The 16248-nt window shown below is 49.6% G+C and carries 16 protein-coding genes; 15 read left to right on the top strand and 1 reads right to left on the bottom strand.

The genetic code is table 11. From position 1 onward, the window contains the following. The first annotated feature begins 43 nt into the window (after nt 1-43). The 14 genes from amaP (at nt 44) to spo0A (ending at nt 13343) form a co-directional block, all read left to right on the top strand. Nucleotides 44-583, top strand: a complete 540-nt coding sequence (gene amaP / locus Q5741_RS01890) for an alkaline shock response membrane anchor protein AmaP (protein WP_305022345.1) — start codon at nt 44-46, stop codon at nt 581-583. Nucleotides 584-598: 15 nt separating this feature from the next. Continuing rightward, nucleotides 599-832, top strand: coding sequence for a DUF2273 domain-containing protein (locus Q5741_RS01885; RefSeq protein ID WP_305022344.1), 234 nt, complete (start codon nt 599-601; stop codon nt 830-832). Between the two features lie 153 nt (nt 833-985). Next, nucleotides 986-1438 (top strand): transcription antitermination factor NusB, encoded by a 453-nt coding sequence (gene nusB, locus Q5741_RS01880; RefSeq protein ID WP_305022343.1) that lies wholly within the window; start codon nt 986-988, stop codon nt 1436-1438. Nucleotides 1439-1512: 74 nt separating this feature from the next. After that, the gene (folD, locus tag Q5741_RS01875) at nt 1513-2370 is read left to right on the top strand and encodes a bifunctional methylenetetrahydrofolate dehydrogenase/methenyltetrahydrofolate cyclohydrolase FolD (protein WP_305022342.1); all 858 of its coding nucleotides are present in this window, start codon (nt 1513-1515) and stop codon (nt 2368-2370) included. A 63-nt stretch (nt 2371-2433) separates the two neighbouring features. Then, complete coding sequence (gene xseA / locus Q5741_RS01870; protein WP_407074311.1) at nt 2434-3747, top strand: exodeoxyribonuclease VII large subunit; 1314 nt, start codon at nt 2434-2436, stop codon at nt 3745-3747. Then, on the top strand, nt 3734-3994 hold the full coding sequence (xseB, locus tag Q5741_RS01865) for an exodeoxyribonuclease VII small subunit (protein WP_305022340.1): 261 nt from the start codon (nt 3734-3736) through the stop codon (nt 3992-3994). The genes xseA and xseB overlap by 14 nt, the downstream gene beginning before the upstream one ends. A 22-nt stretch (nt 3995-4016) precedes the next feature. Continuing rightward, entirely contained in the window at nt 4017-4892 is an 876-nt protein-coding gene (locus Q5741_RS01860; protein WP_305022715.1) for a polyprenyl synthetase family protein, read from the top strand. A gap of 145 nt (nt 4893-5037) precedes the next feature. Beyond that, a complete protein-coding gene (dxs, locus tag Q5741_RS01855; protein ID WP_305022714.1) occupies nt 5038-6945 on the top strand; it encodes a 1-deoxy-D-xylulose-5-phosphate synthase in 1908 nt (635 codons plus the stop codon). Between the two features lie 35 nt (nt 6946-6980). Then, entirely contained in the window at nt 6981-7844 is an 864-nt protein-coding gene (locus tag Q5741_RS01850; RefSeq protein WP_305022339.1) for a TlyA family RNA methyltransferase, read from the top strand. A gap of 306 nt (nt 7845-8150) precedes the next feature. Further along, complete coding sequence (locus Q5741_RS01845) at nt 8151-8600, top strand: hypothetical protein (protein ID WP_305022338.1); 450 nt, start codon at nt 8151-8153, stop codon at nt 8598-8600. A 38-nt stretch (nt 8601-8638) separates the two neighbouring features. After that, nucleotides 8639-9088: a transcriptional regulator AhrC/ArgR gene (gene ahrC / locus Q5741_RS01840; protein ID WP_305022337.1), complete on the top strand. Its 450-nt coding sequence runs from the start codon at nt 8639-8641 to the stop codon at nt 9086-9088. Between the two features lie 26 nt (nt 9089-9114). Next, a complete protein-coding gene (gene recN / locus Q5741_RS01835; RefSeq protein WP_305022336.1) occupies nt 9115-10833 on the top strand; it encodes a DNA repair protein RecN in 1719 nt (572 codons plus the stop codon). 123 nt (nt 10834-10956) lie between these two features. After that, complete coding sequence (spoIVB, locus tag Q5741_RS01830; protein WP_305022335.1) at nt 10957-12294, top strand: SpoIVB peptidase; 1338 nt, start codon at nt 10957-10959, stop codon at nt 12292-12294. A gap of 245 nt (nt 12295-12539) precedes the next feature. After that, on the top strand, nt 12540-13343 hold the full coding sequence (gene spo0A, locus Q5741_RS01825) for a sporulation transcription factor Spo0A (RefSeq protein ID WP_305022334.1): 804 nt from the start codon (nt 12540-12542) through the stop codon (nt 13341-13343). 107 nt (nt 13344-13450) lie between these two features. On the opposite strand, the gene Q5741_RS01820 is transcribed toward spo0A, so the two are convergent. Beyond that, nucleotides 13451-14227: a FlxA-like family protein gene (locus Q5741_RS01820; protein ID WP_305022333.1), complete on the bottom strand. Its 777-nt coding sequence runs from the start codon at nt 14225-14227 to the stop codon at nt 13451-13453. A 264-nt stretch (nt 14228-14491) separates the two neighbouring features. Here Q5741_RS01820 and Q5741_RS01815 point away from each other — a divergent pair, with 264 nt between their 5' ends. Next, nucleotides 14492-16192, top strand: a complete 1701-nt coding sequence (locus tag Q5741_RS01815; RefSeq protein ID WP_305022332.1) for a methyl-accepting chemotaxis protein — start codon at nt 14492-14494, stop codon at nt 16190-16192. Nucleotides 16193-16248 lie beyond the last annotated feature (56 nt).

Below are 16248 nucleotides of genomic sequence, written 5' to 3'. Positions count from 1 at the left end.
CAAGTCGAGGGTTTACTCTATATTACAAGGAGGCTGTGCTGTTGTGGCTAAAATACTAGACAGGCTTCTGCTGTTCATCTACAGCTTAAGTATCGGAATCCTATCCGTTGTCGCCATCCTCCTCTTGAGCGGAGCCATGCCTTATGAGATCAGCCTTCAAGAGGAACAGAATCTATGGATAGCAGCTATTGTAGTCGCTGCGGTGCTCTTCATCCTCAGTCTCCGTTTCTTCTATATTTCTGTCCGTCGTGACCGAGCTTCGCTGCCCTCCATTGATCAGCGCACGGAGTTTGGCGATATCCAGATTTCGATGGAAACGGTAGAGAATCTGTGTCTGAAGGCTGCTTCCAAATTCCGCGGCCTGCGGGATGTCAAAGCCCGGGTGCGGGTTGTTGAATCCGGTCTTGAGATTCTGATTCGCGCGGTTGTGGACGGGGAAGGATCCATCCCGTCTCTGACTTCCGATGTTCAGAAGGGCGTGCATGATTATGTTGGTGAGATCACAGGTATCCCGGTTTCCGATGTATCCGTGTATATCGCCAATCTGGCACAATCGCCCAGCTTCAAGAGCCGTGTGGAATAGAGGTGATCTTTCCGGATGCTGTGGAGAGAAATATGGGATAATTATAAAGGCCGGATTTTCGGCATAGCAGGCGGCGTTTTTTTAGGCTTTATTTACTTGCTGTACGGTTTTTGGGATATGTTGTTCTTTGCACTTGTGGTGTTCATAGGATATACGCTTGGCAGACGGAGTGACCATAAACTCGCATCTCTCTTCTCTTGGAGAGAATGGGGGAACTGGCTCAATGACCGCTGGCGGCCTTTTAAATGAACCCTGTGATATGCGTTCTCCAAAACAAGAGAGTCAGCCTCGTGACGCCGATTTTTTGGAGGAGCGTACACAGGTTTTTTTATGGCTGAATCCGTGCAGGACTGGTTTGACAATACTAATTCAATCAATAGGTAAAAATGTAGGAGGCATCACATGAAAAGACGTCTGGCAAGGGAAATCGCAGTGCAGAGCTTGTATCAAATGGAAATGAACGAAGTAGGCGCGGCGGAAGCCGTAGAAATGCTGCTGACAGAAGCAGCTGAGGATAACGAGGCAGAGATTGTTATTAAAGATGTACCGGCCATGAGAAGTTATGTGCTGGAACTGGTTCAGGGCACTTCGGAACACAAGGAAGCCATTGACGGGCTGCTGACGGATTATCTGAAGGGCTGGCAGATGAGCCGCCTTTCTCGTGTGGACCGTCAGATTTTGCGGATGGGCGCTTTTGAAATGATCTTCCGTGAGGATGTGCCAGCCAAAGTCGCCGTCAATGAAGCCATTGAATTATCCAAACATTTCGGAACTGACGAATCGGGGAAATTCGTTAACGGTGTACTTGGCCGGATGATTCAGGATGTGGAGCAGCTGAAGAGCCGCTTGTCTTAAATAGATCGTCATCAACGTCATCGTCATAAGGGTTACAGCTTATTTTCCAATATGGTACAGGGAGAGTGTAGTTCATGACAGCACCTATAATAAATGGCAAACAAGTATCTGAAGAGATTCGCGCAGGTATCCGTGATCAGGTCAACGAACTGAAGGCAGACGGCTTTCAGCCTGGTCTGGCAGTTGTACTGGTGGGCGAGGACCCGGCATCTCAAGTGTATGTACGCAACAAGGAGAAGGCTTGTCACGACCTCGGTTTCTATTCCGAAGTGCATCGCCTGTCTGCTGAAACCTCACAGGAAGAGCTGCTGGCACTGGTGGACAAGCTGAACCGTCAGGATAACATCCATGGCATTCTGGTACAGCTGCCACTGCCTAAGTATATTGAGGAAAAAGCGGTCATCGACGCCATTGCTGTTGAAAAGGACGTGGATGGCTTCCATCCGGTCAACGTCGGCAATCTGGTGATCGGCGACGACAGTCTGCTGCCATGCACACCGGCTGGCGTCATCGAACTGATTAAGCGTACGGGCATTGAAATGGCCGGCAAGCACGCGGTGGTCATTGGACGAAGTAATATCGTCGGCAAGCCGGTCTCCCTGCTGCTGCAGCGTGAGAATGCGACGGTGACGATGTGTCACTCCCGTACATCGAACATGAAGGAGCTTGCACTCCAGGCTGACATTCTGGTTGTCGCTATCGGCCGAGCCAATTTTATTGATGCGGGTTATGTGAAACCGGGGGCTGTTGTCATTGATGTCGGCATGAACCGTCTGGATAACGGCAAGCTGGCGGGAGACGTTGATTTTGAAGCGGTGAAGGACGTAGCAGGTCCCATCACGCCGGTACCGGGCGGGGTAGGTCCAATGACCATTACGATGCTGATGCAAAATACACTGATTGCGGCCAAGCGTGCCTGCGGATTGGCTTAAGGAACTTTGCCTGTGGCTGAACAGCGAATTTATTCCATCAAGGACCTGAACCGGTACATCCGCATGAAGCTCGAATCGGACCAGGTGCTGTCCGACGTATGGATTCGTGGTGAGATCTCCAACTTCACCCATCATTCGAGCGGTCATATGTATTTTACGTTAAAAGATGAGGGCAGCCGTCTGCGTGCTATTATGTTCGCTTCGCATAACCAGCGTCTGCCTTTTGTGCCCAAGGAAGGCTCGCGGGTCATCGCACGGGGTAATATCTCCGTATATGAACGCGACGGGCAGTATCAATTTTATGCGACCCATATGCAGCCGGACGGGATTGGTAGTCTCTATCTTGCGTATGAACAGCTGAAAAAGAAGCTGGAGGACGAAGGATTGTTCGCGGAGGGCCGCAAGCGTCCGCTTCCGCGTTTTCCTAAGGTGATCGGCGTGATCACCTCGCCTACCGGCGCTGCCGTGCGTGACATTATCACAACCCTTCAGCGACGTTACCCGCAGGCAGAAATTTTGCTCTACCCTGTCACGGTACAGGGGAAAGGGGCTGCGCCTTCGATTGTAAAAGCGATTGAGGTGATGAACCGCAGACAGGAAGCCGATGTTCTTATTGTCGGACGCGGCGGCGGTTCTCTGGAAGAACTGTGGGCATTTAATGAGGAGATTGTGGCTCGTGCGATCTATACATCTGACATTCCGGTGATCTCTGCGGTCGGTCACGAGACCGACTTCACGATCGCCGATTTTGCGGCCGATCTGCGGGCCGCCACCCCGACGGCAGCCGCGGAGCTGGCTGTTCCGCACCGCACGGAGCTGCTGGAGCAGCTGAGGCAGCGGCAGAGCCGTCTGCGTCAAGCGCTGCGGCAGCAGCATGCGAGCAGCCGGGAGAGGCTGGCCCGGCTGCAGCGATCGCCCGCGCTGCGTCAGCCGCGGCGGTACATGCTCCAGCACGCGGAGCGGCTGGATATGCTGCGGCAGCGCCTGCAGCGCACGGTTGAGGCGCGGTCCCGTCTTAGCGCCGAGAAGACCGCGAGGCTGCGGCACGCGCTGGAGCGGTTTAACCCGCGCGAGCAGATCAAGGCCGCGCGCCGGCAGACCGACAGCAGCCGCCGGCAGCTGGAGAATGGGATGCTGGGGATGATGCGGAGCCGGTCCCAGCAGTTGTCCTCGGCCATGCGCCAGCTGGACGCACTGAGTCCGCTAAAGGTGATGGCCCGCGGCTACAGCCTCGTCTACGACGAGAAGGAGAGCAAACTGATCAAATCCCTGCATGATGTACAGCCCGGCGATCTGATCAAGATCAAGGTAAGTGATGGGCAGCTTGATTGTCAGGTATGGGGAATGAAGGAGGATGCTGAACATGGCGGTGAATGAAACCGAACTGAATTTTGAAGAAGCGATGGCAGCCCTTGAAGAAATCGTGGGCCAGCTGGAGCACGGGGATGTGCCGCTGGAACAGGCAATTGACCTGTTTCAACGGGGAATGAAATTATCTCAGCTCTGCAGCCAGAAGCTGGAGCAGGTCGAGCGCAAAATTGAAGTCATTGTGGAGGAAGACGGTGAGCTCCGCAAGCGCCCGTTCGGTTCAACTGAGGGTACTGGCGGTGAAATGATTGAGTAAGCGTCCTGATTTTGCGGAATATATGGCTCAGATCACCGAAGAGGTAACACAGCAGCTGAAGACGAGCATTCCCGATCACTGGGATGTCCCGTCTTCTCTGCTGGAATCGATGCAGTATTCATTGATGGCTGGCGGCAAGCGGCTTCGTCCGCTGCTCGTCATCGCTGCTGCGGAAGCACTCGGCGGCAGCCGTGCAGCTGCACTGCCGGTTGCTTGCGCGGTAGAGATGGTACATACGTATTCCCTGATCCATGATGACCTTCCCGCTATGGACAATGATGATTATCGGCGCGGCAAGCTGACTAATCACAAAGTTTATGGTGAAGCAACGGCCATTATGGCCGGGGACGCTCTATTGACTCATGCTTTCTACAGCGTAGTCCAGGCAGCCCGTTTACACAGCGTTCCTGCAGATGCAGTCCTCTCTATCGTTGAGGATTTGTCTGTTATGGCCGGGGCGCGAGGCATGGTCGGCGGGCAGATGGCTGACATGGAAGGTGAGCAGGGGGTTACGGGACTGGAGCAGCTCCAGTACATTCACTTGCATAAAACGGGTGACCTGATCGTTTTCTCTCTTGTGGCCGGAGGCAGAGCTGCTGGTGGTGAGCCGGCACAGCTGGAGGCACTGGAGCGTTTTGGCCGGGACCTTGGCCTGGCCTTCCAGATCCAGGATGACATTCTAGATCTCATTGGTGACGAGCAGAAGCTGGGCAAAAAAACACAAAGTGATGTTGAGCAGCAAAAGGTAACATATCCTTATTTTCTCGGTATGGAACGTTCGCTTGAAGAAGTGGAGCGTCTGACGGCCTCGGCGAAAGGTGCCTTGGCATCGGCGAATATCCCTGACCCAAGCCGACTGCTGGAAATTGCGGATTTTCTGATGAAACGAGACCATTAAACGACAGAAATCGTCCCCTTTTATTGAAAGCGGTCTGATTGTGATATAATAGGCTTTATTATGACTGATGAGTTTTTATTAATGAGCATTACTGTGTATGCGGAAAAGTACAACAAATCCAATTCAGGAAAGCGGGGAGTTAGACGTGCTGCTTCCACAAATACAAAAACCGAGCGATCTGAAATCTTTGTCAGTTGATGAGCTGGCCTCCCTATCCGCGGAAATCCGCCAGTTTTTGATAGAGAAGCTGTCTGTTACAGGTGGACATCTGGCATCGAATTTGGGTGTGGTTGAGCTCACGGTCGCCCTGCACTATTGCTATGACAGCCCGCAGGACAAAATGATTTATGATGTGGGTCACCAGGCGTATGTGCATAAAATGTTGACAGGGCGCATGGATCGCTTTGATTCGCTGCGCAAATATAAAGGCCTCTGCGGCTTTGTCAAGCGTGCCGAGAGTGAACACGATGTCTGGGAAGCCGGGCACAGCAGCACTTCCCTGTCTGCAGCTATGGGGATGGCGCTGGCCCGAGATCTTAAGGGCGAAGATAATAAAGTTATCGCGGTCATTGGTGACGGTGCCCTGACAGGCGGTATGGCCTTTGAAGCCTTGAATCATATCGGTCATGAGCAGAAGAAGCTGATGGTCATTCTGAATGATAATGAAATGTCTATCGCGCCAAACGTGGGTGCGATGCATAACTATCTGAGCAAGATCCGTTCAGATAAGCATTATATGCGTGCCAAGGATGAACTCGAAGGGATTCTGAAGAAAATACCGGCCATTGGCGGCAAGCTGGCCAAATCGGCTGGCCGTGTCAAAGATTCTCTGAAATATATGATGGTGCCGGGCGTGCTGTTCGAGGAGCTGGGTTTTACTTATCTGGGACCCGTGGATGGCCATGATCTTGGCAAACTGATTGAGACCTTCCATCAGGCAGATAACGTGAACGGTCCGGTTCTGGTTCATGCGGTGACCACAAAAGGTAAGGGCTACAAGCCTGCCGAGGTAGATTCACACAAATGGCACGGCGCGTCACCTTACAAGATTGAGTCCGGTAAAGCATTGAAAGCCGTAGGCAATCCGATGTATACCGAGATATTCGGTCAGACGCTGATTGAACTTGCGGAACAGGATCGGCGGATTGTCGCTGTTACTCCTGCGATGCCAAGCGGTTCGGGATTGATCCCGTTCAGCAAAGCCTTTCCAGAACGGATGATTGACGTCGGCATTGCAGAGCAGCATGCAGCTACAATGACCGCAGCGCTTGCCATGGAAGGCATGAAGCCGGTGTTTGCGGTGTATTCCACATTCATGCAGCGGGCCTACGATCAGATCGTCCATGATATATGCCGTCATAATGCGAATGTAATGTTTGCGATTGACCGTGCCGGTTTTGTAGGTGCAGACGGTGAGACGCATCAGGGTGTCTATGACGTCGCCTTCATGAGACATATCCCGAATATCGTCATGATGATGCCTAAGGATGAGAATGAACTGCGGCATATGATGAAGACCGCTCTAGACTACAATGACGGTCCGATTGCATACCGCTATCCGCGTAATAATGTGGTTGGTGTTCCGATGGACCGGGAGCTGAAGAATATCCCGATTGGCAGCTGGGAATATATTCGTAAAGGTGAGGGATACGCGATTCTGGCGGCAGGACCGATGGTACAGCTGGCAGAAGAAGCCGCTGACGTCCTGAAACGGGAAGGGATTCAGGTGAGTGTTGTGAATACCCGTTTCCTTAAACCGCTGGATGAGCAGATGCTTCTTGAGCTTGGTCGTCAGCATACCAAAATGATTGTCATTGAGGAAGTGTCCGAGGCAGGAAGCATGGGCAGCGCAGTACTCGAATTTTACGCCAGGGAAGAGATGTATGATCTCCCTATCCATCTGATGGGAATTCCGGATCTCTTTATTGAACATGGCAGCATTTCTGAACAGCGTGCGGAAGTGGGATTGACCGTGGATGCTCTGGTGGCCAATGTACGGAAATTGGCCTCCGGACAGCCTTTCAGTCTGACTCCGAACACTTACTCTTCCTGAAGCGGATCGAAATCGAGGAAATATAGGAGAGCCACATGTCATCATCCAAAGAAAGAATAGACGTGCTGCTCGTCGAGCAGGGTTTTTTTGAAAGCCGAGAGAAAGCAAAGGCAGCCATCATGGCCGGCTTAGTGCTGGTCGATGATATGCCTGTAGATAAGGCGGGGAGTAAAATTCCCCGCGAAAGTGCGCTGCGCGTCAAAGGGGCGGTGCACCCTTATGTCAGCCGCGGCGGCTTAAAGCTGGAGAAGGCAATCCGGCATTTTGGCCTGGATATGGCGGACCGGGTCATGCTGGATATCGGTTCTTCGACCGGCGGTTTTACGGATTGTGCGCTTCAGCACGGGGCATCTTATGTGTATGCTATTGATGTGGGTTACAACCAGCTGGACTGGTCCCTGCGCAACGACGAGCGGGTTAATGTTATGGAGCGAACAAATTTCCGTTATATGACTCCCGAAGATTTGCAGGGACCTGAGCCTAACTTTGCCAGTATTGATGTTTCTTTCATTTCCTTGCGGATCATTTTGCCGCCGCTGGTAGCACTGCTGAAGAGACCGGCAGACATTGCGGCACTGATTAAGCCTCAGTTCGAGGCAGGCCGTGAGAAGGTAGGTAAATCCGGCGTCGTACGGGAGGCTTCAACCCATCGTGAAGTGCTGGAGAACGTGCTGACGTTTGCAGATGGTCTTGGTTTGTCACTGGAAGGCCTCACGTTCTCCCCTATAACGGGAGGCGAAGGGAATATTGAATTTCTCGCTCACTGGCAGCTTAGAGCTGAAGAAGCACAGACAGTGCAGGAGGATGGCCAGACAGCAGAATCTCTGGATGAGCAGATCCGGCGTGTCGTTGAAGAAGCCGGACAGACGTTTGTCGGCAAGCCAGCGAAGTATAAATAACTAGATTGAAGGGAAAGACTCCCGCTTCAGGCGGGAGTCTTTTCTGCATTTTATGAGAAAGGATAATCCATTTGAGAACATGAAGATTGATTTCTGAGCGGATTCATGATTAAATAGGAACAAACGTTCCTTTCACATCAATGTCACAAATTAGTTATTACATAGAAGTTACATGAAGGATGTAAGTTGCACAGGCAGTATGCTAATAATTATAATAAAGAGTCTTCTTTATCAGAAAGTACCACAGACGGCCTCGCATAATAATCACGGGGTGATAGGATGGAAGCGCATTATGACAGAATACTCATGTTTGTTATTGTATTGCTTCTTATCGTGTGGATCCTTAACGGACTGCGCAAATGGCTGATGACTGATCCGGTCACACTGCCAGATTTCCCGCTGATCAATGAAGAGATTGAGGATCATCCGGCGGTTCAATTGCTGGAGGAAGAGGGTTATGAAGTCGTAGGAGGAAAAGTTCGGATCCCTTTGGCATTTATCTCGAATCAGGACATGGTATACAGCCGCCTGTATATTGACTTTGTTGCGATGAGCGAAGATGAGACCTACCTGGTTAAGGTAGCGAAGCGGCGGGCATCTTTGACATTCACCGGACCTGAGATCAGGGACAAGCTTTTGCCTTATCTTTTGATGTATCCTGCCTGCGCAGGTCTGCTCTATGTGGATTGTGAGCAGGGGAACATCCGCCGAATCGTGCTTGCTGATCATGAGGACTACACAGAAGACGTATTCTGACTTTACTATAAACTAACATGCTGTACGGGGGGCTTTTTATGAAAGGACAACGTCATATCAAAATTCGGGAAATTATTACTCAGAAGGAAATTGAGACTCAGGATGAATTGGTAGAAGCGCTGCGTGATTCGGGTTTTCAGGTAACTCAGGCAACCGTGTCCCGAGATATTAAGGAGCTGCTGCTGATCAAGGTTCCGATGGATGATGGCCGCTATAAGTACTCGCTGCCCACAGACCAGCGTTACAACCCGGTAAGTAAGCTTAAACGGGCTTTGGTGGATAACTTTTTACACATTGATTATACGGGTAATCTGTTGGTAATGAAGTGCCTGCCGGGCACGGCGAATTCTATTGCTGCACTGCTGGACAACATCGAATGGCCTGAAATTATGGGTACTATCAGCGGTGACGATACCATTCTGATCATCTGCCGGACTCCGGATAACAGTACAACTGTGATGAGTCAAATTATGAGCTATATTTCTTAGGTTTTACTTGAAGGGAGCTTGTTACCATGTTGGTCAGTTTATCGATACGAAATTTGGCAGTCGTGGAAGCTGTGGATGTGCATTTTTACCCGGGTTTTCACGTTCTTACGGGTGAGACAGGTGCGGGTAAATCTATAATTATTGACGCATTAGGTCTAATTGCAGGAGGAAGGGGATCAGCGGACCTTATCCGCTATGGCTGCGATAAGGCTGAGATGGAAGCCATGTTCGAGCTTTCCCCTCAGCATCCGGTATGGGATACCCTCGATCAGCTCGGCATCAAAGCCAACCGTGATGAATACCTCATTATACGTCGTGAATTGAACACGCAGGGCAAGAGCACTTCAAGAATCAATGGGCAGATGGTTAACCAGAGCATGCTGCGTGATGTCGGGGAGCAGCTGATTAACATTCATGGTCAGCACGAGCATCAGAGTCTGCTGCGTTCAGATCGTCACTTGGCACTGCTTGATACGTATGGTGATCCGTTAATTCGGCCGGTCAAGGAAAAGTACCGTCAGCAGTATGGGGAATTTGTTAAGGTGGAACGTGAGCTGCGGGAGCTGCAGGAGACCAGTCAGAAATCCTATCAGTTGCTCGATATGTATCGGTTCCAGCTGGAAGAGATTGCAGCTGCTCAGCTGAAGTCGGGTGAGGATGAATTACTTACCGAAGAACGGGTGAAGCTATCACATAGTGAGAAAATGATGGATTCGGTATCGGGTGCTTATGAAATTCTGTATGGGCCTGAGGGGCTTGATGCTGTGAGCCTCGCCTTAAGCCGGTTAAATGATATCAGCCGTTATGATTCCAAGGGTCTTCAACCTATCGTTGACCAGCTGCAATCCGCTTTTTATCAGCTTGAGGATGCAGCATTTCAGCTACGCGATTACCGCGAGAACATTGAGTTTAACCCTGCACGTCTTGAAGAAGTGGAAGTTCGCCTCAATTTGATTCACGGTCTGCAGCGCAAATATGGAGACAGCATCGATGAAATTCTGACGTATTTTGAGCAGATCCATCGTGAAACCGACCAGCTGGAGAACAAAGACGAACGCCTGGAGAAGCTGAGCAGCCAGCGCAATGAACTGCTGGAGAAGCTCCTGCTTGCGGGGGATGAGCTGACGGAAACCAGAAGAGCATGTGCGGAAGAATTGGCTGCACAGGTGGAGAGAGAGCTTCAAGATCTGCAAATGCAGCGGACTTCTCTAAGAGTACAGATCGAACCTTTGGAGGATCCGCGGGGTTATCTGTGGCATGACCGGAAGGTGCGGCCGACCAAGCAGGGGATTGATAACGTAGAATTTCTCATCTCAGCCAATCCTGGTGAGCCGCTTCGTCCACTAGCCAAAATTGCTTCAGGCGGCGAAATGTCACGCATCATGCTTGCCATGAAGAGTATTTTCGCCCAGCATGATCAGATCCCTGTATTAATCTTCGATGAAGTGGATACGGGGGTCAGCGGACGTGCAGCCCAGTCCATTGCGGAGAAGCTGTACCGCCTCTCGTCCACCTGTCAGGTCTTTTCCATTACTCACCTGCCTCAGGTGGCCTGTATGGCGGATCATCAGTATTTGATTGAGAAGAACGTCGTGGAAGAGCGTACCATGACACAGGTTGAAGCCTTAAGTGAAGATGGACGTGTAAAAGAACTTGCACGGATGCTCGGCGGTGTGGAAATTACCGAAAAAACACTTCATCATGCTCAGGAAATGCTTAATCTTGCGGAAGCCAAAAAAGGCTGAGAACAGCGGCTGGCGTAATGTTTGACAGTAATAAAAGCCTGAGGGCAGGGTTATGTTATAGGTACGCAATTGGCGACCACCTTTACTCGTCAAGCGAATGAAGCAAAGGGAGCGTGACAGCCATTGAACTCCAACCTCAGGAAGTTTGTGCCCGTTGTTGTACTCATTCTTTTTTTATGCTGTCTGGGTACCCGGTCGACTGTTCAAAGTGTGTTCTCTTGGCCTGATGAAATGAATCTGATCAAAGGGCAGCCTGCCCAGCTGCAGGCAGCCGTTCCGGTACAGGCTCAGATTCAGGTGGATCATCCTGATGTTCTTCAAGTCAACGGCTCCGCAGACCATTTTACCCGCGTGTCCCTCAAGTCCCCGGTGCAGCTTACTCCCCAGCACAGCGGGCAGGCACAGTTAAAATTAAAGCTGTTTGGCAGTATTCCTCTCAAAACAGTGAATGTGCATGTGGTACCCGACCTTAGGGTATTTCCAGGCGGACAGACGATTGGCGTTAAGGTCAAATCAGCAGGTCTTCTTGTTGTAGGTCATCATTTAGTGAAAAGCGGTGACAATCGCTCCAGCGTATCTCCAGGTGAAGGTGCAGGAATTCGTCTCGGTGATCTGATTACCCACATTAATGGCAGTAAAGTTAACGACTTAGCATTAATATCGGGTACCATCGAGCAGTCGGGGACAAGTAAAAAGCCATTAAAGGTTACCCTGGAGCGAAACGGTAAAAAGGTGCAGACAGAGCTTCTGCCTGAATATGATCAGGAAGATCGTGCCTGGCGGCTTGGACTTTATGTTCGTAATTCAGCGGCAGGTGTCGGAACGTTGACGTTCTACGCTCCTGATCAGGGTGTGTATGGCGCTCTGGGGCATGTCATCACAGACATGAACACTCAGACTCCTATCGTTGTTGGAAGCGGTGAGATCGTTCAGTCCAATGTAACTTCAATTTCTAAGAGCGAAAGCGGAGATCCTGGAGAGAAGCGGGCAAACTTTGTTAAAGAAAGCAAGACACTTGGCAATATTGAACGCAATACGCATTTCGGCATCTTCGGCAAAATGACGGAAGAACCGAATCACAGTCTGTATCCAAAACCAATTCCTGTTGCATTAGCGAGTGAAGTAAAAGAAGGGCCGGCAGAGATCCTGACGGTGGTGGACGGTCAGAAGGTTCAGCGATATAGGGTGGAAATTGTTCATGTCTCTCATCAGGATAAACCAGCTACCAAAGGGATTGTGCTTCGAATTAGTGATGAGAAGCTGATCGACAAGACCGGAGGTATCGTACAAGGGATGAGCGGCAGCCCGATCATTCAGAATGGCAAGCTGATCGGAGCGGTTACCCACGTTTTCGTGAACGATCCTAAATCAGGGTACGGCTGCTTCATTGAATGGATGCTGCAGGATGCGGGCGTCATGCTCAAAGATCAACAAGCACCAACCAGTCTTAAGGCGAGTTAGCCTTAAGACTTTTTGTTTAGCATAGTAACAGAAGATCCCGAACGGGGTACATACCATAATAATTTGTCGAGCCATAGGGAAAAGAATCAGATCATGTTGCAAATTATTAATTATATAGCAATCATTTAAAAAAATAAATAAAAATAATTTTCGACAGAAGGAATTTAAATCGGCATGTCGAAAATATAAACTAGAAAAGAGCGACTGAAACTATCCATTCATTGAGAATATAAGGAGGAAATGCAATGCACAAAATCGAGGTACTGTTGGCTGATGATAACCGGGAGTTCACGAATTTGCTTGCTGAATATATTTCAGAGCAGGAAGATATGGAGGTCACAGGGATTGCTTTTAATGGTGAGGAAGTATTACAGCACATTAATAATGCTCGCAAAGTCCCTGACGTGTTGATTCTTGATATCATTATGCCTCATCTGGACGGATTGGGTGTGCTTGAGCGTCTGCGTGACATGAACCTGTCTCCCCAGCCCAAAATCATTATGTTGACTGCATTCGGTCAGGAGAACATTACCCAACGTGCTGTGCAGCTCGGAGCTTCTTATTATATTCTAAAGCCTTTTGATATGGAGGTTCTTGCTAATCGGGTCCGTCAACTGGTAGGTATACAGTCCATGAGCTCAAGCTCATCCATTTTGTCCACCTCCAAGTCGAATGTCGTACCGCTGGGTAAAAGTAAAAATCTCGATGCCAGTATAACTTCCATTATTCACGAAATTGGTGTTCCAGCACATATCAAAGGCTATCAGTACCTGCGTGAAGCAATAACAATGGTATATAATAATATCGAAATTTTGGGTGCGATCACCAAAACCCTGTACCCGGCCATTGCCGAAAAATTTAAGACAACGCCTTCCCGTGTCGAACGCGCCATTCGTCATGCGATCGAGGTCGCCTGGACACGCGGTAACATCGATAGTATTAGTCACCTGTTCGGCTATACAATCAACATCAGCAAATCGAAGCCTACGAATTCAGAATTTATTGCCATGGTGGCCGACAAGCTGCGGATTGAAAATAAAGTCTCTTGAAAGGGTAAGGAGTAGTTACGCGAAATAACCAGCAATATAAAAACGCTGCGCAAGGAGGAGAACATCCTGCACAGCGTTTTTTGCTGTCTGTTTCTGTATGTAAAATCTTAGACACGAATGTCAATGGAGGTTTTGGTGCTCGTCTTGTGAGATCGGGTGTCTCTCTGTTCCGGATCTGTTATTTCATCGTTTGGATCAGGATTGCCGGTCTCTGGTGAATCGTTTGTATCAGTCTGGCTATTAATATTCGCAGGAGAGTTTGTAACCCCGGCTTTTTTTTGAGTATCGTGGATGTCCTGCAGAATATCGTTCATTTTACCTTCGATCCGATGAACTGTGACTTTCACGTCCTGAATACTTTCCCGCTTTTTCTGAAAGACAGTGCGCTCCGCGTTGGCGAGCATGACGGACTTAGCCCCGTCTGGATCAGCTGTATTCTCATAGAGCAGCCGTCCATTTTGAAGTTCACCTTCAATAGTCTGGATGGTGTGATTCGCCTGATTGCGCATGCCTACAAGCTTCCCCAGCTGATTATATTGCAGCCCGTTTGTCAGCAGCTGCTGGCTGCTTACAGGGTCGGTTAGTTCGGATGGTCTGGAGGACTCCTGCTCAGCCGTGCTGGACTGCTGTTTGTTTTTGTTTTTCTCCTCCTGTTCTTCCGCCTTCTTCTGCAAAATTTCCGCGTCAATCTGCTGCATATTTTCTGTTAAGGTTTTGATACGGGCGCTTTTGGTCTTGGTATCGAGTTTGTCATTGGCCTTTACATCCTGGATCTGTTCCATGATCTTGCTCTTCTGCTGCATGAGATTCCGAATTTCTTTGTCCGTGTCTGTCATGGCTGGCGGAGTAATGGATGTGGAGCTGCGGGATAGCGAGTTAATCATGTTTTCACCCATTTTTGGATAATTATCCCATACATATTTAATATCGGTTACCCGAGCATTTATTTTTAGTAGGGCAAAAAGGTGCAGCCTATATAACTTAAAGATTTATAGAAAATTAAAGTAGGTAAAGGTACAATACCGATAGCAGACTTAAGGTAATGTTTACCACATAGAAAAAATATGAAAAATAACTAAAAATGTTATCGAAAATTGTCGATATATGATAAAGAAATATAAAATTATGGGTAATCGGAGCGTGCAAGTATGAAGATGACGATTCGCAAAAAATTGTTTGGCGGTTTTGGCTTGATTCTGGCTTTTCTGATTGCGGTGAGCACAGTAGGCCTTCTCAAAATGGAGGTACTCGGTTCAAATACCAGATCTATTAACGATAAGTGGATGCCCAGTGTAACGCTGCTCGGCAGCTTGAATGGAGATATTTCCGATCTGGAACGGCTCGCATTAAATATTATCGTAGAGACGAATGAGAGTACGGTGAAGCAGCTTGAAGGTGAGTTTGCTGCTACTCAGAAAAAAACAGCCGATGAGCTGAAGCAGTATGAAAATATGATTACGACGGACGAAGAGAAACAGTTGTACCAAAAGTTCACCAGCAATTACAATCTCTTCTTGGCTAAAATTCCTGCTGTCATTACCGCGGGGAAAGACAATGACTTTGATGGTGCAAGCAAGCTGCATCAGGAGTCCTATCAAATGTGGACGAATGCAAACAACACGATTATGGAGCTTATTGAGCTGGACAACACCCTCTCGAAGGAGAAATCTGCGGTTGCCGTTCAGAGCTATCTAGATGGGAAAACGCTGCTGCTCATTCTGGGCATTGCGGCAACCATCATTGGACTGGTGATCGCTTACCTGATCTCTCAATCGATCTCCAAACCGGTTATCCGTCTAAGCCGTTCAGCAAGCAGAATCGCTGACGGTGATTTGACAGAGGAAGATATCATGTTCAAGAACCGCGATGAAATTGCGCAGCTGGCACAGACTTTTAATACGATGAAAGCCAATCTGCGCAGCCTGATCCAGACTGTGTCGGATACGACAAGCGAGGTCGTAGCTTCTTCCGAAGAGTTAACAGCGGGTGCAGAGCAGAATAGTGCTGCTTCCCGTCAGATTACGGTTGTGGTGCAGGAGGTAGCTGAAGGAACGAGCGAGCAGGCTCGTCTTGTCAACAAATCCTCTCAATCGATGGAGGAAATGTCGGTCGGGGCCGACCAGATTGCGATTCGCGCTCAAAACGTATCGGCATCCGCCCAGGAAGCTTACAGCAAATCTGCAGAAGGTAACCGGATGATCCAGGAAGCCGTTCAGCAGATGGACTCGATCCACCGTTCGGTTGTCTCTATGGAAGAGCTGATGAACGGCTTGGGAGAGCGTTCCGGCGAAATCGGACATATTATTGAAGCCATTACGGCTATAGCAACACAGACGAACCTTCTTGCTCTCAATGCTGCAATCGAAGCTGCCCGTGCTGCTGAACATGGACGAGGTTTCGCTGTCGTTGCCGGGGAAGTGGGCAAGCTGGCAGAACAATCTTCGAAATCCGCCCAGCAGATCACGGAACTTGTCACATTGATCCAGAAAGATACGCAGAACGCACTTGAAGCCGTCAACCGCAACGGCCGCGAGATCGAAACCGGATTGCATTCGGTGCAGCAGGCAGGTCTGTCCTTCGAGGATATCCTGGAATCGGTCGACAAGGTTGCAAGCGAGATTGAAGAGGTATCGGCTGGTTCGCAGCAAATGTCAGCGAGTACAGATGAAATTGTGGCCAATTTCAAGGAAATTGCTGCGATCGCCGAAATGGCGGCAGATGGTACAGAGAATGTATCGGCTGCGACTGAAGAGCAGCTCGCTTCCATGGAAGAGATCGCTTCCTCCGCTATGGGCTTGTCCAGAATGGCCGAAGAGCTGCAGCAGCAGATTGGGCGTTTCAAAGTATAATCTTAATAAGCACCGCAAATAACAAAAAGCAGCCGTCCGTAATGGATGCGCTGCTT

Origin of the sequence: Paenibacillus lacisoli, from assembly GCF_030580655.1 — a bacterium.
Lineage (GTDB): Bacteria > Bacillota > Bacilli > Paenibacillales > Paenibacillaceae > Paenibacillus > Paenibacillus lacisoli.
Note: the sequence above shows the minus strand (reverse complement) of the source record. Positions and strands in the feature narration are given on the sequence as shown.

What these genes read in the sequence shown, in the direction of transcription:
- Q5741_RS01885 (WP_305022344.1), top strand. Translation starts at nt 599, where the DNA reads ATGCTGTGGAGAGAAATATGGGATAATTATAAAGGCCGGATTTTCGGC.
- nusB (WP_305022343.1), top strand. Translation starts at nt 986, where the DNA reads ATGAAAAGACGTCTGGCAAGGGAAATCGCAGTGCAGAGCTTGTATCAA.
- folD (WP_305022342.1), top strand. Translation starts at nt 1,513, where the DNA reads ATGACAGCACCTATAATAAATGGCAAACAAGTATCTGAAGAGATTCGC.
- xseA (WP_407074311.1), top strand. Translation starts at nt 2,434, where the DNA reads ATGAAGCTCGAATCGGACCAGGTGCTGTCCGACGTATGGATTCGTGGT.
- xseB (WP_305022340.1), top strand. Translation starts at nt 3,734, where the DNA reads ATGGCGGTGAATGAAACCGAACTGAATTTTGAAGAAGCGATGGCAGCC.
- Q5741_RS01860 (WP_305022715.1), top strand. Translation starts at nt 4,017, where the DNA reads ATGGCTCAGATCACCGAAGAGGTAACACAGCAGCTGAAGACGAGCATT.
- Q5741_RS01850 (WP_305022339.1), top strand. Translation starts at nt 6,981, where the DNA reads ATGTCATCATCCAAAGAAAGAATAGACGTGCTGCTCGTCGAGCAGGGT.
- Q5741_RS01845 (WP_305022338.1), top strand. Translation starts at nt 8,151, where the DNA reads ATGTTTGTTATTGTATTGCTTCTTATCGTGTGGATCCTTAACGGACTG.
- ahrC (WP_305022337.1), top strand. Translation starts at nt 8,639, where the DNA reads ATGAAAGGACAACGTCATATCAAAATTCGGGAAATTATTACTCAGAAG.
- recN (WP_305022336.1), top strand. Translation starts at nt 9,115, where the DNA reads ATGTTGGTCAGTTTATCGATACGAAATTTGGCAGTCGTGGAAGCTGTG.
- spo0A (WP_305022334.1), top strand. Translation starts at nt 12,540, where the DNA reads ATGCACAAAATCGAGGTACTGTTGGCTGATGATAACCGGGAGTTCACG.
- Q5741_RS01820 (WP_305022333.1), bottom strand. Translation starts at nt 14,227, where the DNA reads ATGATTAACTCGCTATCCCGCAGCTCCACATCCATTACTCCGCCAGCC.
- Q5741_RS01815 (WP_305022332.1), top strand. Translation starts at nt 14,492, where the DNA reads ATGAAGATGACGATTCGCAAAAAATTGTTTGGCGGTTTTGGCTTGATT.